The sequence below is a fragment of the Janibacter endophyticus genome, from assembly GCF_016888335.1.
Taxonomy (GTDB): domain Bacteria; phylum Actinomycetota; class Actinomycetes; order Actinomycetales; family Dermatophilaceae; genus Marihabitans; species Marihabitans endophyticum.
In genome coordinates this window covers 1,732,152-1,753,231 of the sequence record NZ_JAFEJG010000004.1, presented here as the reverse complement: position 1 = coordinate 1,753,231, position 21,080 = coordinate 1,732,152, and the positions used below count along the sequence as shown (strand labels likewise).

The window sequence follows — 21,080 nt, the reverse complement described above, 5'->3', positions numbered from 1 at the left end:
CGCATGACTTCTGCGCCGACGAGCACCTACCGGCTGCAGCTGCACGAGGGCTTCACCTTCGCCGACGCCCGGCCGCTCGTGCCGCGCCTGGCCGACCTCGGCATCAGCCACCTCTACCTCTCCCCGATCCTCCAGGCCGCGCCCGGCAGCGCGCACGGCTACGACGTCGTCGACCACGGCCGGGTCAGCGAGGACCTCGGCGGGATCGACGGCTTCACCGACCTCGTCGAGGAGGCGCACGCCCACGGGCTGGGGGTGATCGTCGACGTCGTCCCCAACCACATGGCGCTCGTCGCCCCCGAGCACCTCAACAAGGCCGTCTGGGCGCTGCTCGCCGAGGGCCGCGACGCCCCGACCGCCCACTGGTTCGACATCGACTGGAAGGCCGGCGGCGGCCGCGTCGCCCTCCCTGTCCTCGGGGCCCCCCTCGCCGAGGTCGTGGCCGAAGGGGGGATCACCCGGGACGACCTCGACGGGGAGCCGGTCGTCCGGTACGGGGATCACGTCTACCCCCTCGTCCTCGGCAGCGAGCACACCGAGGACATGGGCGAGCTGCTGTCGCGGCAGCACTACCGGCTGACCCACTGGCGCGAGAAGGACGAGTGGCTCAACTACCGGCGCTTCTTCGAGGTCGACGGGCTCATCGCCGTGCGGGTCGAGCTTGAGGACGTCTTCGAGGCGACGCACGGGCTGCTCCTCGAGCTGCACCACGCGGGGATGATCGACGGCTTCCGGATCGACCACCCGGACGGGCTCGCCGACCCCACCGGCTACCTCGAGCGGCTCACCGCCGCCTGCCGGCCGGGCACCCCGATCTGGGTGGAGAAGATCCTCGAGGGGGCGGAGCGGCTCCCCGACGACTGGGCCTGCGCCGGCACGACCGGCTACGACGCGCTGCGCGTCGTGCAGGCCGCGCTCGTCGACCCGGCCTCGGCCGAGACGATCGACGAGGACTGGCGCGCGACCGGCGGCACCGCCGATCTCGAGGACGCCGTCGTCACCGCGAAGCGTGACGTCGTCGGGCTCTCGCTCGGCCCGGAGGTCGAGCGGCTCACCCGCCGGGCCCGTGAGGCCCGCCCGGACGACGACCCGGAGCAGCTGCGCGAGGCGATCGTCGAGCTGCTCGTCGCCGGCGAGGTCTACCGCGCGTACGTGCGGCCGGACGAGCGGCTGAGCCGCACCGATCGCGATCGGCTCGTGGGCGCCTTCGCCGTCGCCCGCGAGCGGCGGCCCGACCTCGGTGAGGTGCTCGACGGCCTCATGCCGCTCGTCCTCCTCGAGGACGACGACGAGGCGCGCGCCGACAGCGCCACCGACCTCGCGATCCGGCTCCAGCAGACGTGGGGACCGGTGATGGCCAAGGGCATCGAGGACACGACCTTCTACCGCTGGCACCGGCTCGTCGGGCTCAACGAGGTCGGCAGCGACCCCGGCGTGCTCGCCGACGCCTCCCCAGAGCTCATGCACGAGTGGGCGGCGCACGCGCAGGAGCACTGGCCGCTGACGATGACGACGCTCTCGACGCACGACACGAAGCGCAGCGAGGACGTCCGGGCACGCCTGCTCGCCGCCGCGGGAGACCCCGAGGTGTGGCACCGGCTCTCGACGGTGACCGCCGAGGCGGCCGACGCCGCCGGGGTCGACCGGCCCACCGCGCACCTCGTCTGGCAGACCCTCCTCGGCGTCGGGAAGGTCACCGACGAGCGGCTCGCCGACTACCTCACGAAGGCGATGCGCGAGGGCAAGGAGCACACCGCCTGGGTCGACGGCGACGAGGAGCACGAGGCTCGGGTCATCGCCTTCGCCCAGGACTGCTCGGCCGGTGGCCCGGTGCGCGCGGCGCTCGACGAGTCCGAGTCGGCCCTCGCCGCGGACATCCGGGCGACGACGCTCGCCGCCAAGCTGCTCCAGCTCCTGCTCGTCGGCGTGCCCGACACCTACCAGGGGTGCGCCGGTGTGGACCTCTCGCTCGTCGACCCGGACAACCGCCGCCCGGTCGACTTCATGTCGCGCTTCGATGACCTCGCGGGGGTCGAGGCGTCGCAGGAGTGGCCGCCGTCCTCGCTCCACCTCGAGAAGATCCACCTCACCGCGACCGCGCTGCGCCTGCGCCGTGAGCGGCCCGAGCTCTTCGGCGTCGACGCGACCTACGAGCCGGTCCGGGCGGATGAGCACGTCACCGGCTTCGTCCGGTCGGGCGAGGTCGCGGCGCTCGTGACCCGGGCGCCCGGTCGGCTGCGGCGGGCCGGCGGCTGGCGGGACGAAGGGGTGAGTCTGGCCCCCGGTCGCTGGCGTGACCTGCTCTCGGGTCGGGTGCACGAGACCTCCCCGGTCACGGAGGTGCGCGGAACGAGCCTCGAAGGGACCGTGCCCTGCGCCGAGCTCTTCGCCGAGTCCCCCGTCGCGCTCCTCGTCCGCGAGGAGGACGCCCGATGAGCCTGGGCCCCTACCGCGTGTGGGCGCCCTCGGCGGAGCGCGTCGAGCTCGTGCTCTGCGAGGACGACGAGATCACCTGCCGCGAGGCGATGACCCGCGGCGACGACGGCTGGTGGGCCAGCGAGACCGAGCGCTCCCCCGGCGACCGCTACGGCTTCGCCCTCGACGGCGAGGACCCGCTCCCCGACCCGCGCTCCCTCGCCCAGCCGGACGGCCCCTTCGGCCTCTCCGAGGTCGTCGACGTCTCCGCCTTCCCGTGGACCGACGACGACTGGCCCGGGGTCCCCCTTCGGGGCGCCGTGATCTACGAGCTGCACGTGGGGACCTTCACGCACGAGGGGACGCTCGACGCCGCGATCGAGCGGCTCGGTCACCTCGTCGACCTCGGCGTGACGATCGTCGAGCTCATGCCGGTCGCGAGCTACCCGGGCCGCCGCGGCTGGGGCTACGACGGGGTGAACATCTGGTCCGTCCACGAGGCGCTCGGCGGGGTCGAGGCGCTGGCGCGCTTCGTCGACGCCTGCCACGCGCGCGGCCTCGGGGTGTGCCTCGACGTCGTGCACAACCACCTCGGGCCGAGCGGCAACACCCTTATCGACTTCGGCCCGTACTTCACCAGCACGCACACGACGCCGTGGGGCCCGGCGGTCAACCTCGACGCGCCGGGGTCGGACGAGGTGCGCCGCTACCTCGTCGACCACGCGCTCTACTGGCTGCGCGACCTGCACCTCGACGCGCTGCGGCTGGACGCCGTGCACGCCCTCGTCGACGAGAGCGCCGTGCACATCCTCGAGGAGATGGCCGAGGCGGTCGACGGGCTCGCCGCGGAGGTCGGGCGGCCGCTGCACCTCGTCGCGGAGTCCGACCGCAACGACCCCCGGACGGTCGTCCCGAGGGCGAAGGGGGGATCCGGCGGGCTCGGCCTGGCCGGCCAGTGGGCCGACGATGTGCACCACACCCTCCACGTGCTGCTCACCGGCGAGACGCAGGGCTACTACGCGGACTTCGAGGCGCCCGAGGCGCTGGAGACGATCGCGTCGACGCCGTTCTTCCACGCCGGGACGTACTCGAGCTTCCGCGGGCGGCGGCACGGGCGGCCGGTCGACCCGGAGGTCACGCCGGGGTGGCGCTTCGTCGCCTCGCTGCAGACCCACGACCAGGTGGGCAACCGCGCCCGCGGCGACCGGCTGACCCACCTCGTCTCCCCGGGCCGGCTCGCGTGCGGGGCGGCGCTGCTGCTCACCGGTCCGTGGACGCCGATGCTCTTCATGGGCGAGGAGTGGGGCGCCTCGACCCCGTGGCAGTACTTCACCGACCACGTCGATCGTGAGCTCGCTGCCGCCGTGTCGAAGGGTCGCGCCGAGGAGTTCTCCGCCCACGGCTGGGGAGGGGTAGTCCCCGACCCGCAGTCGCCGCAGACCTGGCACGACTCGACCCTGCGGTGGGCCGAGCTCGCCGACCCGGGTCACGCCCGGATGCTCGACTGGTACCGGCTGCTCATCCGGCTGCGCCGCGAGGTGCCTGACCTCTCCGACCCGGCGTTGCTCCCCGGCGCCGCGACCCGCGACGGCGACGTCGTCACAGTGGTGCGCGGTGACCACCGGGTCGTCGTGAACCTCGGGGAGACCCCCCTGCGTCAGGTTGCCCGAGGCTCCACCCTCGTCGCGGCCTGGGCTGCCTCGCTCGAGGACGGCACGCTCGAGGTCGAGCCCGACGGCTGCGCGATCCTGCGGGGCTGAGCGCGGGCCTTCGAGGCTCGGCGCTATGTCCGCATGCGGCACCCGCACTGAGGATCGGGCCTCATAGGCCTCATGTGTCACATCGCCCCACAAGGGCATAGGTCCAGCGCCGAGGAGTTGAAGAAGCTCGGAATCGACGAGCCACCTCGTGTTCGCAAGCCGCGTCGGCGCCAGCCGCCTGCACAGCCCGTCACGGACGCCCAGGGCCAGCCCGACGCCTGACCCGGTCGGCCCCTACTCGCGGCTCGTCCCGCGGTCCGTCTGACGTGCACGCAAGGCCGGGTCCGGCCGGGCCGCTACCGCGCTGACGGATCCGGGGCGCAAGCGCTCTGGCAAGGGTCCTGGCTGAGTCAACTTGATCGCCGAGACATCGACCGCGCGGGCAGCCTCGATCAGCCGCACCGCGGCCGGGTCATTTTTGGGAAGGGTGACCCAGGATCGTCCACTGAAGCGACGCGCGGGGTCGATCCCGTGGTCGCCGCCGGGCCTACTCAGGCCGGTCGCCGGGATCGCCAGCACCTCCGAGGTGGCGGCGACCGAAACGGACTGCGCGTAGCGGTTCGACAGGTCGGCCATGACCTCCCGGGCCTGATACTCGAACCGTCGCAGGGCTTCGGGGTCCGCGAGCCGGTCCGGGCTCACCCAACGATTGCGGTGGTCGCGAAACTCGCGGCCGAGAAGTGTCTGAAGATGCCGGCTGGCGGCGAAAAGATCAGCGTCGGGCCGGCCACCTCGAACTGGTGGTGGGCTCTGCCACTCGCGGTTCACGCGCAGCCACGAGCGCGCGTGCTCGGTCCACCGGGCCGACAGATCCTCAGCGGCCTGGCCCGGCTGCGTCAGCGCTGACCGTCGGGCTGCGGCGGCGATCGTCGCGCTGGTCTCCGCGATGGCCTGCATCGCGTCCGTGCTCGCCGCCGCCCCGCTCGGGGTCAGCCTTTCCCGCGCTAGGCCTGCCCAACGGTTCAGCGCCTCTTCGAGGTCGCCCTGTGGCACCCCGGATAGCGCTGAGCGCTCGTCGAGATGGTTCAGCGGACGCACGCTCCGTTGCAGATCAATGCTGACTGCCAGATCGTCGAGTCGCTGCGCCCTCGACTCCGGGACGACTGAGGCCGGACGCTGCGAGGCGCCCACAGCCCGCGCGGTGTGGGCGACCGTGGTCAGGACGTGGTCGCGCACCTGTGCCCGTTCCGGGACCGACAGCCCATCACTGAGGTCGGCGACAGCCTTGAAGCACTCCCCCATCCGGGTCAGGTCAGCGTCCGGTGGCGCAGACGCCCTCCGCTCGGCCGGACTGGTTCCGTGCCGCAGCTGTTGCATGAGGTCTGCATCCTCGAGGCCCGTCGCCGTCAGCACGCGCTCTGCGCCTTCGGCGAGCTGATCCCACCCCGCCCCAAGTGACGCGCGTCGGGCGCGGAGCTGGTCATCGCTGACGTGCGCCAGATCGGCGGTGGTCTCCATGACGCGCGGCGCCAAGGTGCGTGTCTCGTTCAGGAACTGCTCGACGTTAGCCATCTAGAGCCACCCGTGAAGGAAGCGGACCGCGGCCCACATCTCGGCGACGGCGAGGAACTCGTCCTCGGTGACATCGCCGCCGACAAAGATGCCGGCGGCCTGTCGTAGCGCGGCGTCAGCGTTGCGCGCTGCTTCCTCGCTGTTCAGCGAAGGGGGCAGCTCGCGGTTAGCCGCCGGTATCGCCCCGGCCGCGAGCAGGTGCGCTCGGGCGTTACCGACGATGCTGACCGCGTCGACGAGCTCGAGCCCGTTCTCGTCGTCGCTCAGTGCCGCGCTGTGAAGCGCGTCGCTGGCCTCGAACACGAGCGCCAACGCTCGGTCGAGTCTCCCCTGCTCGATCATGGCGCCAACACTAGGTCGGGTCATGGATTCTCACCTCCTCACAACTGCCTGGCTCCAGCAGCGTCAGTGACGGTGAACCTTCGGCCCAGCCCAGATCCCGAACTGTGGACGATCTAGGCCCGTCCCGGGCCCTGTGGACGCATCGTCGAACCGCGCCCGGCCGTGGGAGTCGCCGGGCGTGCGGTCGGGGGCTGCGCACCACCCGCGCCTCGGTGCGTCGCACGACCTCTGTAGGCGGTAGCCGCGGCTTCTCGGGCCTCTGTCAGAGCACCGCCCCGCTCGGCTGGCGATCGTTCGACGACGATCTTGGCGAACAACTCGCGCAGCCCGGCCAGGTCGCCTTCCGCTCGGGCCGCGTGGGAGGCGCTGTCGTTCTCTGCGCGACTCGTCGCCTGCCAGTTCAGTTCGAACCCTGCGTCGTGGGCCAGAGAGTTCATCCACTGGCGTTGGGTGCGCCCGTTGCCCTCGCGGAAGACGTGGAGGCCTCAGCGAACGGGACCAGCTGCTCCGGCATCTCGGTCGTACGCAGGGAACCTACCGACTGTCCGCTGAGGTCGTGTGCGGTGACGATGGGAGTTCGCCACGAAGGTGGTCGAGCTGCTCACCGCTGCAGTGACGCTTGGTGCAGCGATTACGGCCGCAAAATGCGGAAGAGCCCAGGCCTGGGCCGCCATGTCGGGGCGAGCCGTCAGACTAGATGTCGTGGCCGATTACTTCGAAGGATTCTTCCCTCCGACCAAGGTGAGCCCGCTGCCGCCGGTCGCATCGAAGCGCACGTTCACCAAGGCGATATGTAGCGCGCTCACAGACCGGTACTCCCGCATCGAGTTGGAGTCAGTCCTTCCAGAGGAGCTCCGGTTGGAATGGAGCCGCACCGGAGCGGACCCCGGTCAAGCCGACACAAAGGCCGACCTCGTCAAGGGCTACGTCGAGGACTGGTCGATCGCAGGCCTGGCCTCTCTCGCACGGCAGCTCAGCACTTACGCCGACATCTACGAGGTCAATCAGGAGCAGCTGGCTTCGCTGGTGAAGGTGTACGAGCAGGGGGAGGGCGTGCAAGGAAAAACCAAGAACCTCATCTTCGCCAGCACCGGCCCGAAGCCCGACCTGGTTCTTCGCGACGCCGTAAGTAACGACGTTGAAGTCGTCGCCAACGCTGACTCGTGTCTGATCTACGACCAGCCGCTGCCCGGCGACGGGCTGAAGTTCAGTAATCTCGTGGCCTGGTGGGCTGCGCACCCGTCCTGCCCCCCTGAACTCGAAGTCACTGCCGTCGCTCGCCACCTCTACCAGCGGCTAGCTGCATCGCTAGCGAGCCCGCCAGAAAAGACGCTGTTCCGGGCGTACTACGCCCGCATCAAGGACAACCCGGACAGCATCGCTCTCGTGCCGCAGGTCTATCTCCACTACGACCCGCTCGACCAAAGGACCCGCCGCGCGTCGGTTTCCGGGGCTCCGCTGGCACGCCAGCGCATGGACTTCCTCATGCTGTTCAAGCGACGCCACTCGTGGTGTCGCTACACCTCGCCGGTCGCCTTCGAGACCGGCTACACCGCTACGCTGCGACCTGCTGCGTAATCACACCCCGTGTCCAAGATCCGGGGGTAGGGCCCGTCGACGACCACCTGCGTCACCTGCACACCCCAGGCCAGCGCCTCTACGCCGCCGGCGGCGTGGCCGCACATCATCATCACGAGCTCGGCACCTACCGCATCGACCACTGGGACGACGCCACCGCCCAAGGCGCCCACGCCGCGAGCACCCTGCTGCATGACCTCGGCCTCGCCAACGATCCCGGGCCTTACGTTCCGACCTCGCTCTTCTCCGCGCGCATCCACGGCCACACCCTCACCGGCGCCGGGCACCCCGGGCTCGCCGACGCAGCACGCATTGCCTCCACCGATCCGCTGCTCATCGTTCACGAGCGCAACGGCCTGCCGATCGCGGCTACCGGACTCGACGCCGCCCCACTCGTTCTGCAATGGAGGAACCGGTTGTTCACCCGGACGAGCAGCGCTCAATAGGTGCCGAACGCTGAACTGAACACACCCCCACGCGGGCTCGCCGCCGTGGGCGACCGCAACTCGGCGCAAAAGCTTGCCGGCCACCCTCGCCGCCCGAGGAGTTTCGGTGACCCTCTTCAAGCCCCAACAACGTCTCCTCCGGGGCTGCTCGACTGGGTCATCATGCCTACCTCCTGAATGCTCGTTAGTTAGCGAAGAATCGATCCCCACCGTGGGCGTTGACCGTGCAGAGGGTGTCCGTGCTGCGCTCGGGGCGAGTCCTTCTGCGCGGCACGCCGCTCAGCCGTGGTCGTGCTCGCTCGTGGGCTCGTCCTCGGCGTAGTCGGGGACCGTCAACGTGAGGCTCTGAGGACCGGGTGCGGGCGGGGTGGGGCTGTAGCTGATGCCATTGGGCATGTCACCGACCGGGACGGTCGCCACCGCCTCGTTCGTCGTCAGGTCGAGCACGGAGATGGTGTCGTCGTACAGGTTGGTCACCCACGCTGTCTCACCCGTGGTGTCCACGACCACGCCGTGGGGACCAGACCCGGTGGTGATGCTGTCGGTGACGGTCATGGCTTCGGTGTCAATGACGGACACCGTGTCACCTGCTGTCTGTTCGGTGCCCTGATCTGCGGACAACAGACGCGTGCCGTCCGGGGTGAGGTAGAGCTGCACCGGCGGGGCGGAGACCTCGACCGAGCCGACGACCGTCTGCTCGGCCAGGTCGACCTTAGCCACGGAGCTATCCCCGGCGAGGCTCACGTAGGCGTAGTCACCGTCATTGTCCACGGCCACCTGGGCGGGGGATTCCCCGACTGGAATCGACGCGCTGACCTCGTTGGTCGCGATCTGCACCACGTCGATAGTGCCCGCCCCGGTGTTCGCCACCACGACGACCTCGCCGTTCCCGCTGGGACGCAACCCGTGGGGTCCGTCACCGACCTCGACGGTGGCCACCCGGTCGAGCGTGGCTGCGTCGTACACACCAAGAGTGTCCTCGCCGGCGTTGGTGACGTAAACACGCGCACCGTCCGGAGTGAGGATCACGTGTGCGGGGCTCTGCCCGGTAGCAGCGGTCCCGGTGAGCTGATAGGTAGCCGGGTCGAGAGCGACCAGGGCGTTGGAGTGGCCGCTGACGGCCCAGACCGTCCCGTCCGGTCCGACCTGGACGTTGTGCGGGGCTTCGATCCCCGTGACCGTGGTGGCCACCTCACTCGTCTCGGCGTCGATGGCGGTCAGACTATTCCCGTCTTCGTTGGCCACCCACACCGTGCCGGTGACCTCCCCGGCCTGTTGCGTCGGGGTCTGCTCGCCCTGAGTCGGTATCGGCGTCGCCGAGGTCTCGGCGCCACCGGCCCCGCCGGTGCCCTGCCCGCAAGCGGTCAGGGTCAGTGCCGTGACGGCACCCAACAAGGCCACGGTGTGGTACGCACGTACGCGTTTCATGTCAGTTCTCCTTCTCAGGTTCGGGGCCAAGAATCGGGGCCTTGCCGATCACGAGGCGGACCGCGTCCCAGGTGGACGGCCACATCTGTCCTCGGGTCGAACGCAAGTCACAGGCTGGCGAGCATGCCTTCCATGTCGCTGATCTCGGCCTGCTGGTCGTCGATGATCTGTTGTGCCAGCTCAAGGGCCTGGGGGTTCTCCCCGTCGACCAGTTGGGTCTGGGCCATCTCGACCGCGCCCTGATGGTGGGCGATCATCAGTTCCAGGAAGCGCCGGTCGAACTCGGTGCCGGACAGCCCTTCGAGTTCGGCCATCGCCTCTTCCTGGCTCATGCCTTCCATGTCCATCCCACCGTGGCCGGTGTGGTCCATGCCGCCGCTCGGCGTGGTGTCCTCGCCCCACGCCACCAGCCAGGAGGTCATCTGCTCGATCTCCGGTCCCTGCGCAGCGGAGATGCCCTCGGCCAGGGTCCGAACCTCCTGCGAGGCGGCCTTCTCCACGGCCAAGTCCGCCATCTCGATGGCACCTTCGTGGTGGACGATCATCATCTGGGCGAACATGGTGTCCGCGTCGTTGTGCGCCTGGTCGACCTGCCCTGCCGAGGCAGTCGTCTCCGGAGCCGAAGTCGTCGTCTCGGGGGTCTGGGCCGGATTGGCGTCCTCTGTGCTACCCCCGCACGCGGCCAGGGTCAGGATCAGGGCGACGGCAGCACCGACGGCCGCGGGCATCCTCTTCGTGTTCACAAGCAGTGTCCTCTCTTAAGACTCCATCAAGATCAGATGGGCACGATCCGCACGCCGGGTGCTCACCGCTGACGCGACGGCACCGCATGGCGAGACCGGCCCTGTCTTCAGTTAACGAGGTCAGCCCGCTCGGCTCCTAACCGGCGCGGCCATCTTCATGGACTCTTCATCAACCCTGTGCCACCGACATCCATCGCAGGCACACGGACGGTGAACGTCGACCCTGCTCCGGGGCCCGCGCTGGTGGCGGTCACAGTGCCGCCGTGGGCGCGGGTGATAGCCCGCACGATGGCCAGGCCCGCCCCGGAGCCGCCGTGGGCGCGGTCCCGGGCGGTGTCGGCCCGGTAGAACCGGTCGAACAGGTGGGGCAGGTGCTCGGACCCGATGCCCTCACCGTCGTCGGCCACGTGCACACTCACCCAGGCCCCGTTGCGGTCCGCGGTGAGTTCGACGTGCCCACCGGCAGGGGTGTGGCGCAGGGCATTGTCGAGCAGATTGGTCAGCACTTGCCCGAGCCGGTCCGGATCGGCCTCCACCGCGGCCTGCTGTGCTGTCGGTGAGACCTCGACGGTCAGTGCCACGTCACGTTCCCGGTACCGGCTCTCGGCCTGCGCCCGGGCGGCGCTGAGCAGCTCGGTGACGGCCACCCGCGTCATGCGCATGGTCAGCCGGCCCTCCTCGGCGGTGGTCACCACCGCGATGTCCTCCCCTAACCGGGCCAGGCGAGTGACCTGGTCACGCAGCAAGGTCACGGTCTCTTCATCGGCATCGTGGACGCCGTCGGCGATGGCCTGTAGGTACCCGTCCAAGATGGCCAGCGGGGTGCGTATCTAGTGGGCGAGGTTGCCGAGCATCCGGATGCGGGTGGCTTCGACCTCGGCCAGGTCGGCGGCCGTGGTGTTCAGCGCTTCGGCCAACTCATCGAGCTCCCGGCCCATGCCCACATGTGGGACCCGAACCGAGTGCTCTCCGGCGGCCACCGCACGGGCGGCAGTGGTGGCCGCCGCCAAGGACGCTGTCACCCGGCGGGTGAGGAACAGGCTCACCGCGACCGAGGCCGTCAGTGCCGCCATCAGGGCCAGGGCCAACGACAGGGTCGAGGCGTCGCGGAACGCCCACTCGGCGTGATAGACGACCGGCTCATTGGCTGCCTGGCCGGCGACCATATGCTCGTGAAAGATCCGCGGTCCGAGGCTGGCGGCGACCAGCCACGCCGTCCCCGCACCGACCAGCACCACCGCCACGGTGGACAGCAGCAGCCGCGTGCCCAGCCCCCACCGCCGTGCCCTCACCGTCCGGTGCCCATCGTCAAATGCGACACCGCGATCGCGTCGACCGCTCAGCGCGCCGATCGCGGCGAGCCCGTCGCATTTGACCTGCACGTCGTAGAATCGCAGCAACGAACCCCAAATGACACAGGAGGGTGCGGGCGGCGTGCTGATTGGATACGCGCGGGTCTCGACTGAGCGCCAAGACCTCGCTGCGCAGCTGAAGGGCCTGGCTGACCTCGGTGTGGACCGGGAGCGGATCTACACGGACAAGCGCACGGGGCGGTCGATGAAGAACCGGCCCGGGCTCACACAAGCGATCGCCGCCCTTCGTCCTGGGGATGTGCTCGCGGTGACCAAGCTCGACCGGCTAGCCCGATCGGTGCCAGATGCTCGCGACCTCGTGGGTCAGGTGTACGCCAAGGGAGCGGCGTTGCAGCTGGGGCCGTCGCTGCACGACCCGGAGGACCCGGTGGGAAAGTTCCTGTTCAACGCACTGGCGATGGTCGCGGAGTTCGAATCCGACCTGAATCGGCAGCGCACCATGGAGGGCTTGGCGATCGCGCGGGCGCAGGGCCGGCTCAACGGGAAGCCGCCCAAGCTCAACGAGCGGCGCACGAAGAAGCTGCTCCAGGACTACGAGGCCGGCACCGCGACGGTCGGCCAGCTCGCCGAGGACTACAACGTGTCGCGAGCAACCGTGTACCGCACGATCAAGCGCGCGAAGGCGCAGGTGGAGGATTCTCGATGACCGCGCTCCGGGAGGGAATTCCGTGAGTTCGCCGGCGCCCGAATATATTCTGCTGCGGGGCGAGGACCCGTCGCAGGTCCCGCTGATCTTGTTCCACGGTTCGAACGGCAGCGAGGTCGACCTGCTCCCACTGGCTCAGCGGCTCACGCCTAGCGGCGCGCACCTCGGTGTGCGTGGGACGGTCCGACTGCCCGACGGGCACGCGTTCTTTCGTCGCCACCCAGACCGCCGCATCGACGAGGACGATCTCAGGGCCAGGATTCCCGGGCTGGAGGCGTTCATCCGGGTCATGCACGATGACCTTGGCGGTGTCCGGCCGGTCGCCGTGGGGTTCTCCAACGGAGCGATCACGGCGGCAGCCCTGCTGATGTTCCACGCAGATCTGCTCAGCGGCGCGGTGCTCTTCCGGCCGCTGTCTCCCTTCGTCACCACGCCCCTCTCCAATCTTGACGGCCTCCCGGTGCTGGTCCTCGACGGTGCGCATGACGAGCGGCGGTCGCCCGGTGATGGGTTCCGCTGTGCTCAGGGGCTGGCAGCAATGGGGGCCGACGTGACCCACCACGTGGTGCCCGCGACGCATGCGCTCACGGACCGCGACGAGCGTCTGGCTATTGCGTGGCTGCGTCGGACATCGATCACCCGTCCCGAGGCGGTGTCTCAGTGACCACGGTTTACCGGCTCATCACAATGCAGGGTGTAGTTGGCGAGTCGGAGGAGGCGAGCCGCTCGTCCCTGGACGACATCTCGTCGGGGCGGCGAGGCGGACTGCGCTCCCACAAGGGCGCCCAGGGCGTACGCGAGACCAGCTGTACAACGAGGCGCGGCAGATGGGGATCGAGGGGCGGTCCAAGATGAACAAGGCCGAACTGCAACGCGCGGTGGACGCCAAGAGGTAGTCGCGGGGTCCGGAGCCAGACCCCCGCAGAGTAGCCTGACGCCATGGAGTCGGCGCTGACTTTCCTGGTGGCCGCTTTTCTCGGCGGCGCTGCGGCTGCTGCGCTCAGACTCCCCGCCCTCGTCGGCTTCCTTGCGGCGGGCTTCGTCGTCAATGCCTTCGGGATCGAGGCGCCGGTGTGGTTGGGCTGGGTGGCGGACCTCGGGGTGACGCTGTTGCTGTTCAGCATCGGGCTGAAACTCGACCTCCGCACGCTGCTGCGCCGCTACGTCTGGGTGACGACAGGCCTGCACTTGCTGCTGTTCAGCCTCTTGTCGGCGTTGCTCATCGGAGCGTTCGCCCTCGTCGGTCTGGCCTTCGACCGCGACCCCGGGGCCATCGCGCTGGTGGGGTTCGGGTTGTCGTTCTCCAGCACGGTGTTCGTCGTCAAGCACCTGGAGGAGTTCGACGACGAACGCTCGCTCTACGGCCGGGCTTCGATCGGCATCCTCCTCCTGCAGGACATCGCCGCTGGCGCTGACCCCTGACGGCACAACCCTGCTCGGCGCCAGCTACCACGACGGGTTCGGCGAGGCCTGGCCCACCGACGGCGAGCAGCTCGGCGAGCCGCACTCCCGCTTCGAGTACGCCAACCTGCACGCGATCGTCGCCGCAGACGACAACGTCTACGCACCCTCGCTCGGAGACGACCTCGTGGCGCAGTTCCGGCTCGAAGACGGGGAGCTGAAGCCGCTCTCCCCGGGCGCGGTGAACGCTCCGGCCGGAAGCGGCCCGCGACACCTCATCGTGGACGGCCGGCACGTGTATCTGCTGACCGAGTTCTCCGGCGAGGTGATCCGCTACAGCCGCGGCGACAATGGCGGCCTCAGCGAGGAGCAGCGCACCATCGTCGTCGACCCCGACGCCGGGTTGAGCCGCAGCCGCTACGGCGCCGACCCCATGGAGGAACACCTCATCTGGGGCGCCGACCTCCACCGCGGCGGCCGGTTCCTCTTCAGGGAGAGCGGGGAGCTCACCGAGCTCTCCCGCCGCCCCGTCGACGCACCCCTGGCGTACCTCGGTCCAGGCGCAGCACAGCAATGGATGGATCCTTGGTGGCGGCGAACACCAGGTCGCGCTCTGGGTCGATCGCGAACGTGCTGCAGCCTTTGACGTCGCCCGAAGTGGCGAGCACCTCGAGGCGGGGGTTGGGCTCCCGGTGGATCGCGAGCGTGCTGATGGTGCCGTCTCCGGCGTTGGCGATGAGAACGAGTCGGGTCATGGATCCACGCCAGCCGCTCGGACCGCGGGGAGAAACGGTTCGGGCACGAGAGCGTCAGCCACCCGGCTCGTCGCCGCGCTTCGCCTGCCGCCGCCCGGCGTGGACCCCCAGCTCGTACCCGACCATCGCCACCAAGGTGATCACCACCAGCGGCAACAGGAACAGCACCAGCACCAGCGTGAAACCCTCGAGCGAATCGTGGCCGATCGCATCGAGCACGAGGTACGCCGTGTACGCGCCGTACAGCAGCAGAAACATGGCCCCCTCCCAGCGCGCCACAGTGAAGCCGGTGAGCACCACCGGGGACAGCGCCACGGCAACGGCGAGCATGAGGGGAATGTCCAGCGCCAAGGCGGCGGGCGGCACCGGAAGACCGTTGCCGGAGATGAGCGCAGGGACGCCGAGCACCAGACCGATGTTGGCGATGTTGGAGCCGACGATGTTGCCGACGGCCATATCGCGCTCCCCGCGGACCGCGGCGATGAGCGATGTGGCCAGCTCCGGCAGCGACGTACCGAGAGCCACCACCGTGAGCCCGATGACCAGCTCGCTCACACCCAACGCTTCGGCAATCGACACGGCGCCGTCGACGAGCTGGCCGGCACCGAGCACCAGCAATCCCACTCCGATCGCGAGGAATGCAGCCGACAGAAGTACCCCCGGCCTCCGTCGCCCTGTGCCCGCCTCGTCTGACGGTTGCTCGCTGTCGTCCATCGTCTGGCCGGGATGATCGTCCGCCTCGGGCGAGCGACGGGAGACCCAGACGGTGACTACCGTGTGCACCGCCATCAACGCCAGCAGTATGGTCCCGTCGGCGAGTGAGATGCGGCCATCGAGCGACACCAACAGGAGTACCACAGTCATGCCCACCATCACCGGCACATCGAGGCGTACCAACTGCTGGCGCACGGCGAGTGGCAGCACCAGGGCCGACAGACCCAGGATGACCAGAATGTTGACGATGTTGGATCCGACGACGTTGCCGACCGCCAGGTCGGGTTGACCGTTCAGGGTCGCGCCGACGCTGACGGCGAGCTCAGGTGCAGAGGTTGCCAGGGCGACTACCGTGAGGCCCACCACCAGCGAGCTGATCCCCGCGCGTTTCGCCAGATCGGAGGCGCCGCGGACCAGCAGTTCGCCGCCGCCCACCAGAAGGACGAGACCGAGCACGATTCGGCCCACGTCGAGGAGATTCATACCGAGAAATCTAGCGCGGCCGAACCCTCGCTCGGACTGATCAGCGGCTGTGCTCCGTGCGGTAGGCGTCGAGCGTAGAGGCGACCGCGCCGTCGGTGTCGACGAATTCGCTGGCTAGGAGGTGGGCGAACTCCTCCAGCGCCACGCGCAGCTGCTGACCGCCGTCGCGCACGGAAACGTCCTGCGCGGCCAACGCGGCGTCCCGTAGCGCGAGGGCCTGGTCGAGTTGGAGCGAGAGCGCCATGTTCGGCTCGGTCTCCTGGAAGTAGAACTGCTCCGTGTGGTGGGCGAAGTCGGTGCGGACCTCCAGGATGCTGCGCGCAAGGCCGCTCAGCGTGGCGTGTGCAGCTGACGGGTGCCAATCGACGAGGTGGCCGGCCGCGTCCGTCTCGGCGAGCGTGCGCAGCTCCATCGCCAAGGCCCGGCGGCGGACGAGCGGTCCCTCGATCTGGGAGAACCACGTGAGGGCGGCGGTCAGCAGGGCGAACCCGGCGAGCGCTTCAAGGGGCGGTGCGAACCGTAGCCAGGGACCGGTGCCGACCACGTCGCCGAACCCGAGCGTCGCGATGGACACGAGCGAGAGGTACAGGGCTTCGGCGAAGTCCGGGTACCGCGAGGGGTCGATCCCTGGCGAGTAGAGGAAGCCGTCGGGAACGTACGGGACGTAGATCAACGCCCCGGCCGTCACCATCAGGACCACCCACAAGGCGATGGAGGACACCATGGCCAACGGTCCCGTCGCCGATCCCAGCGGATGTCCGAGTCTCTTCGAGGCCCTCCAGATGAGGCGCATGAATGGGGCGCTCAGCCAGCCGTCACCGCTCGGGTACAGCAGGGTTTGGAACATGTCGACCAGCACCGCGGCCATAGCCACCAGCCCCACGATCACCCAGACCAAGCTCACCCGTGCCTCCCTCCCCGGCGCTCCGAGCCTAGCCCGTAGAGCGCGGTCGTGGGCGGCACCGAGGAATCGCGCCTGCACCGGATCGGCTCTGTGCCGATTCGGACGAGACGGTCGGGGGCCGCGCTATCGTCGGGAGACACTCACGTTGTCACAGCGACAATGTCGGGGGTTTAGTGTGGCTGGCCTCGACCTCTCGGTCCGTCTCAGGTTCACCGATTCGGCGGGAAGTCACTGGAGTAGGAAGGACGCGCGACCGGTCCGCGAGTTGAAGCACCACGACATCGGTTGGCCGATGGACCCCGGGCTCCACACGCCGGTCAACTGAGGGGGGCCTGACCCCGGTTCTTGGACACGCTGAATCCAGCACGTGGTGCTGGGGAAGCGAGATGATCCGAGAATCATGGCTAGGAAGAACTATTCCGAGGAGTTCCGTCGTCAGGCCGTCGACTTGTACGAGTCCACCCCGGGTGCCACGGTCCGCGGCATCGCCGAGGACCTCGGCATCGTGCGTGGCACGCTGCGGGGTTGGCTCGAGGTCTACGGGACCGGCAAGAAGACCGCTGCTGACGGGACGTTGACCTCCAGCCCACTGCAGTCCAGGCCGTCGAAGAGGAACTCCTCGGCGCCCGAAGGTGAGACGCCGGAGCAGAAGATCGACCGACTGGAGGCCGAGAACGCGGCGCTGCGGGCCGAGACCACCAAGCTCACCACCGAGCGGGAGATCCTGCAGCGGGCGGCCAAGTATTTCGCCGGGGAGACGCGCTGGTGAGTCGCATCCAGTTCGTCGCCGACAACTCCGCCACCTTCGAGGTGAAGCGACTGTGCGAGCTCGTCGAGATCGAGCGCTCCTCCTACTACGCCTGGCTCAAGGCAGCCCCGGCACGCGAAGGGCGAGCTCGGGCCGATGCCGAGCTCGTGGAGCGGATCAGGGCCGTCCACGCCGAGGACAACACTTGCGGTGCGCCGCGGATCACCGCCGAGCTCAACGACAACACCCCTGCCGGTGAGCGGGTCAACCACAAGCGCGTCGCGCGGGTGATGCGGGCCGAGGGCATCCGTGGCTATGTGAAGAGGCGGCAGGTGCGGACCACGATCCCCGAGCCGTCGGGGCAGAAGTACCCCGACCTGCTCCAGCGCGACTTCACCGCCGAGCGCCCCAACCGGCGCTACGTCGGCGACATCACCTACCTCCCGCTCGCGGACGGGACGAACCTGTACCTGGCGACCGTGATCGACTGCTACTCCCGACGGCTCGCCGGCTGGGCGATCGCCTACCACATGCGCACCGAACTCGTCGAGGAAGCGTTGAACGTCGCGGCCGCGACCCGAGACAGCCTCAAGGGCGCGATCTTCCACAGCGACCACGGGTCGGTCTACTGCTCCAAGGCCTACGCCCAGCTCTGCAAGAAGTTCGGCGTCACCCAGTCGATGGACGCCGGCGGCTCGTCGGCCGACAACGCACTCGCGGAGTCGTTCAACGCCACGATGAAGCGCGAGGTCCTCCAAGACACCGCCTGCTGGCCCGACGAGCTGACCTGCCGCCGGCAGGTCTTCAGATGGCTCGTCCGCTACAACACCCGCCGCCGTCACAGCTGGTGCGGCTACCTCTCCCCGTCCACCTACGAGGCCCGCCGGGCCGCTACGCTGCCAACCGCCGCGTAATCACACCCCGTGTCCAAGATCCGGGGGTAAGGCCCAGGGTCTGCACCCCGGGAAGGTGTCTCAGTGACCACGGCTTTCGGGTCACTCTACTTCTGAGCCATCAGTTTCGAGCCGGATTTTGGGCCGTCTGGCGAGACTCGACGAGGCTGCTCGAATACGAACGTTTCCGAGCAGGTGCCGGTCCGAGCGTGTTGATTCTGCAAGTCTGCTCCTCGTGGGTGTGGCCTTGGCCGTTATGTGGCGGGGTTCTGTCGCCGCTTCGTGAGTTCCCTGATGATCGGGCGAATCGTCCCGTGGGTCGATCCCCAACTGACACAGCCTCGTTCGCACGCTTAGCGACTCCGGGCTGCGTAAAACCACTTCAGTCCTCGCTGTATAGTTCAGCGCATGCTGACCATTGCTTCTCGCCTGGACGTGATGAACCGGTTGGGCCGCGCGCTGGCCGACCCGACCAGGTCCCGGATCATCCTGACGCTGCTCGACCGGCCGGCCTACCCGGCAGAGCTGGCCCGCGATCTGGACCTCACCCGCTCCAACGTGTCCAATCATCTGGCGTGCCTGCGCGACTGCGGCATCGTTGCTGCCGAACCCGAGGGCCGCAAGACGCGCTACGAGATCGCCGATCCCCACCTGACGCAGGCGCTGACCGCCCTGGTTGACGTCACCCTCGCGGTTGACGAGAACGCCCCGTGCATCGATCCTGCCTGCTCGGTGCACGGATGCGACGCAGCAGAGGCGGGCGCGTGATCCTGGCTGCGGTCCTGCAGGCAATCGGCCTGTTCATCGCGACCAACATCGACGACATCATCGTGCTCTCCTTGTTCTTCGCCCGCGGCGCGGGCCAACGCGGGACGACCACCCGCATCTTGGTCGGCCAGTACGTGGGGTTCGCCTGCATCCTCGGTGCCGCTGTGCTGGTGACTATCGGAGCCGGAGCATTCCTGCCCTCAGCAGCTATCCCGTACTTCGGGCTCATCCCCCTGGCCCTCGGTCTCTGGGCTGCATGGCAAGCCTGGCGCGGAGACGATGACGACGATGACGCCAAGGTCACGGGCACGAAGGTCAGCGCGTGGACCGTCGCAGGAGTCACCTTCGCCAACGGCGGAGACAACATCGGCGTCTATGTCCCCGTCTTCCTCAGCGTGGAACCCATCGCAGTGGTCGCCTACTGCCTCGTCTTCCTCGCGCTCGTCGCGGTCCTGGTCGTAGTCGCCAAGTTCGTTGCCACCCGGCCGCCGATCGCTGAAGTCCTCGAGCGCTGGGAACACATCCTGTTCCCCATCGTCCTGATCGGCCTCGGCATCGTCATCCTCGTCAGCGGAGGAGCGTTCGGTCTCTGACGGAGCCAAAGCGAACGAGAGAGGTCGCCAGGCTCGACGCTCCGGTATAGGGATCCCTGTGCGGGTTCATGCTGCGCAGCAGGAGAGTTTGGTGATGTCGGTGGTGAAGGTTTGGGCGGTGAGTTTGAGGCCTTCGGCCATGGTCAGGTAGGGGCTCCAGAGGTTGGCGACCTGGTCGGTGGTCATGCCGGCCTCGAGGATGTAGACGCCGGCGGCGGCGAGGTCACCGGCGTCCTGGGCGAGGGCGGTGATGCCGATGATGCGGCCGGTGTCGCCGTCGGTGACGATCTTGATGAGCCCGCGGGTGTCACGGTTGACGATGGCGCGCGGGACGTGCGCCAGGGGCAGGACGCGGCTGTCGCAGCGGATCCCGGCAGTGCGGGCCTGCTGGTCGGTCATTCCGACGGAGGCCAGGGCGGGGCTGGTGAACACGACCCGGGGCAGGTGGCGGTAGTCGACCTCCCGGCCGGCTCCGGTGAGGGCGTTGTCGGCGACCAGGGCGCCGTGGGCCGCGGCGACGTACACGAACTGCGGGTGGGCGGTGACGTCACCCGCGGCCCAGATCCGCGGGTTCGTGGTGCGCAGGTGGCTGTCGATGATGACCTCGCCGCGCTTGCCGGCGCGCACGCCGATGGTGTCGAGGCCGAGCGTGCCGGTGACCGGGCGGCGGCCGGTGGCAACGAGGAGCTCGGCCGCGCGGAGCTCGTGTGAGCCGTCGGCGGTGGTGGCGGTGACCGTGACCTCGCCGGTGGCCGGGTCGCGGCGCACCGCGGTGGGCACCGCGCCGCGGATGATCTCGATGCCTTCGTCGGCGAGGATTTCTTCCAGGGCGGTGGCGGCCTCGGGTTCCTCGTGGGAGGCCAGCCGTGAGCGGACGAGCATGGTGACCTGGGCACCGAGGCGGGAGAAGAGCTGGGCCTGCTCCATGGCGACGTAGCCGCCGCCGATGACCAGCAGCGACTCCGGGACGTGGTCCAGCTCCATCGCGGTCGTCGAGGTCAGATAACCGGCCTCCTGCAGGCCGGGGACCGGCGGCGCCCAGGGCGTGGAGCCGGTAGCGATGAGGTGGTGCGCGGCCCGGACGGTTTCCGCCGTGCCGTCCGGGCCGGTCACGCGGAGTGCCGGCTCAGTCGGTGTGCCGACGAAGGTGGCCTCGCCGGGGTGGAGGGCCCACCCGTACTCGGCGGCCAGGGCCGCGTACTTCTCGCTGCGCAGCGATCCGACGAGCTTGTCCTTGCCGGCGACCATGGCGGGCATGTCGACCGGTGGGGCGTCGGGGAGTGGCAGACCGGGGAACCGGGCGGCGTCGAGTGTGACGTGGCGGGCCTCGGCGGCCGCGAGCAGGGCTTTGGAGGGCACACACCCGGTGTTCACGCAGGTACCGCCGATGGTGCCGCGCTCGATCATCACCACCCGCTTGCCCAGGGTGGTGGCGCGGATCGCGGCCGCGAACGCCGCCCCACCGGACCCGATCACTGCCAGGTCATACGACCTGCCCTTGTCCGTTGCCGTCATAAGTCCTCCCTTGTTGCCGCGCCTCAGGACCAGGATCGACCTTCCAGTGCACTGGAAGGTCAA

At 69.2% G+C, this 21,080-nt stretch carries 20 protein-coding genes; 11 read left to right on the top strand and 9 right to left on the bottom strand.

Annotated elements, in window-relative coordinates:
* Positions 1–3: 3 nt before the first annotated feature.
* A complete protein-coding gene (gene treY / locus JNO54_RS08425; RefSeq protein WP_204143498.1) occupies positions 4–2,436 on the top strand; it encodes a malto-oligosyltrehalose synthase in 2,433 nt (810 codons plus the stop codon).
* Positions 2,433–4,175: a malto-oligosyltrehalose trehalohydrolase gene (gene treZ / locus JNO54_RS08420; RefSeq protein ID WP_204143497.1), complete on the top strand. Its 1,743-nt coding sequence runs from the start codon at positions 2,433–2,435 to the stop codon at positions 4,173–4,175. Before treY ends, treZ begins: the two co-directional genes overlap by 4 nt.
* A 234-nt stretch (positions 4,176–4,409) precedes the next feature.
* On the opposite strand, the gene JNO54_RS08415 is transcribed toward treZ, so the two are convergent.
* Together JNO54_RS08415 and JNO54_RS08410 are read right to left on the bottom strand one after the other, a co-directional pair.
* Positions 4,410–5,687 (bottom strand): hypothetical protein, encoded by a 1,278-nt coding sequence (locus tag JNO54_RS08415; RefSeq protein ID WP_204143496.1) that lies wholly within the window; start codon positions 5,685–5,687, stop codon positions 4,410–4,412.
* Positions 5,688–6,029, bottom strand: coding sequence for a hypothetical protein (locus JNO54_RS08410; protein ID WP_204143495.1), 342 nt, complete (start codon positions 6,027–6,029; stop codon positions 5,688–5,690).
* Between the two features lie 702 nt (positions 6,030–6,731).
* Between JNO54_RS08410 and JNO54_RS08405 the strand changes: the two genes are divergently transcribed.
* Positions 6,732–7,607 carry a hypothetical protein gene (locus tag JNO54_RS08405; RefSeq protein ID WP_204143494.1) on the top strand — a complete coding sequence of 292 codons (876 nt, stop codon included), beginning with the start codon at positions 6,732–6,734 and terminating at the stop codon, positions 7,605–7,607.
* Positions 7,608–7,702: 95 nt separating this feature from the next.
* Entirely contained in the window at positions 7,703–8,053 is a 351-nt protein-coding gene (locus JNO54_RS08400) for a hypothetical protein (protein ID WP_204143493.1), read from the top strand.
* Between the two features lie 279 nt (positions 8,054–8,332).
* Here JNO54_RS08400 and JNO54_RS08395 read toward each other — a convergent pair whose 3' ends face one another.
* From JNO54_RS08395 to JNO54_RS14490, 4 genes are all read right to left on the bottom strand, one after another.
* On the bottom strand, positions 8,333–9,481 hold the full coding sequence (locus JNO54_RS08395) for a YVTN family beta-propeller repeat protein (protein ID WP_204143492.1): 1,149 nt from the start codon (positions 9,479–9,481) through the stop codon (positions 8,333–8,335).
* 107 nt (positions 9,482–9,588) lie between these two features.
* Positions 9,589–10,224, bottom strand: a complete 636-nt coding sequence (locus JNO54_RS08390) for a DUF305 domain-containing protein (protein ID WP_307818126.1) — start codon at positions 10,222–10,224, stop codon at positions 9,589–9,591.
* 155 nt (positions 10,225–10,379) lie between these two features.
* Positions 10,380–10,976: a sensor histidine kinase gene (locus tag JNO54_RS14495; RefSeq protein ID WP_307818125.1), complete on the bottom strand. Its 597-nt coding sequence runs from the start codon at positions 10,974–10,976 to the stop codon at positions 10,380–10,382.
* Between the two features lie 78 nt (positions 10,977–11,054).
* Positions 11,055–11,624, bottom strand: coding sequence for a HAMP domain-containing protein (locus tag JNO54_RS14490; RefSeq protein ID WP_233703214.1), 570 nt, complete (start codon positions 11,622–11,624; stop codon positions 11,055–11,057).
* A gap of 10 nt (positions 11,625–11,634) precedes the next feature.
* Between JNO54_RS14490 and JNO54_RS08380 the strand changes: the two genes are divergently transcribed.
* The 4 genes from JNO54_RS08380 to JNO54_RS08365 all read left to right on the top strand — a co-directional run bounded on the left by JNO54_RS08380 (position 11,635) and on the right by JNO54_RS08365 (position 14,290).
* Positions 11,635–12,243: a recombinase family protein gene (locus JNO54_RS08380; RefSeq protein ID WP_204143491.1), complete on the top strand. Its 609-nt coding sequence runs from the start codon at positions 11,635–11,637 to the stop codon at positions 12,241–12,243.
* Between the two features lie 22 nt (positions 12,244–12,265).
* Positions 12,266–12,907, top strand: coding sequence for an alpha/beta hydrolase (locus tag JNO54_RS08375; RefSeq protein WP_204143490.1), 642 nt, complete (start codon positions 12,266–12,268; stop codon positions 12,905–12,907).
* A gap of 275 nt (positions 12,908–13,182) precedes the next feature.
* The gene (locus JNO54_RS08370) at positions 13,183–13,665 is read left to right on the top strand and encodes a cation:proton antiporter domain-containing protein (protein WP_204143489.1); all 483 of its coding nucleotides are present in this window, start codon (positions 13,183–13,185) and stop codon (positions 13,663–13,665) included.
* Entirely contained in the window at positions 13,649–14,290 is a 642-nt protein-coding gene (locus tag JNO54_RS08365; RefSeq protein ID WP_204144620.1) for a lactonase family protein, read from the top strand. Before JNO54_RS08370 ends, JNO54_RS08365 begins: the two co-directional genes overlap by 17 nt.
* Before the next feature lie 163 nt (positions 14,291–14,453).
* Here JNO54_RS08365 and JNO54_RS08360 read toward each other — a convergent pair whose 3' ends face one another.
* A complete protein-coding gene (locus JNO54_RS08360) occupies positions 14,454–15,596 on the bottom strand; it encodes a calcium/sodium antiporter (RefSeq protein ID WP_204143488.1) in 1,143 nt (380 codons plus the stop codon).
* Positions 15,597–15,636: 40 nt separating this feature from the next.
* On the bottom strand, positions 15,637–16,500 hold the full coding sequence (locus tag JNO54_RS08355; protein WP_204143487.1) for a potassium channel family protein: 864 nt from the start codon (positions 16,498–16,500) through the stop codon (positions 15,637–15,639).
* Positions 16,501–16,900: 400 nt separating this feature from the next.
* On the opposite strand from JNO54_RS08355, the gene JNO54_RS08350 reads away from it, so the two are divergent.
* The 3 genes from JNO54_RS08350 to JNO54_RS08340 all read left to right on the top strand — a co-directional run bounded on the left by JNO54_RS08350 (position 16,901) and on the right by JNO54_RS08340 (position 19,502).
* A protein-coding gene (locus JNO54_RS08350; protein ID WP_204143486.1) for an IS3 family transposase occupies positions 16,901–18,162 on the top strand; the annotation gives its coding sequence in 2 pieces (ribosomal slippage) (positions 16,901–17,249 and positions 17,249–18,162; 1,263 coding nt in all).
* 387 nt (positions 18,163–18,549) lie between these two features.
* On the top strand, positions 18,550–18,909 hold the full coding sequence (gene cmtR, locus JNO54_RS08345; protein ID WP_028708027.1) for a Cd(II)/Pb(II)-sensing metalloregulatory transcriptional regulator CmtR: 360 nt from the start codon (positions 18,550–18,552) through the stop codon (positions 18,907–18,909).
* Positions 18,906–19,502, top strand: a complete 597-nt coding sequence (locus JNO54_RS08340) for a cadmium resistance transporter (protein WP_030153505.1) — start codon at positions 18,906–18,908, stop codon at positions 19,500–19,502. Before cmtR ends, JNO54_RS08340 begins: the two co-directional genes overlap by 4 nt.
* A gap of 66 nt (positions 19,503–19,568) precedes the next feature.
* Here JNO54_RS08340 and merA read toward each other — a convergent pair whose 3' ends face one another.
* The gene (merA, locus tag JNO54_RS08335) at positions 19,569–21,017 is read right to left on the bottom strand and encodes a mercury(II) reductase (protein WP_204143485.1); all 1,449 of its coding nucleotides are present in this window, start codon (positions 21,015–21,017) and stop codon (positions 19,569–19,571) included.
* Between the last annotated feature and the right edge of the window lie 63 nt (positions 21,018–21,080).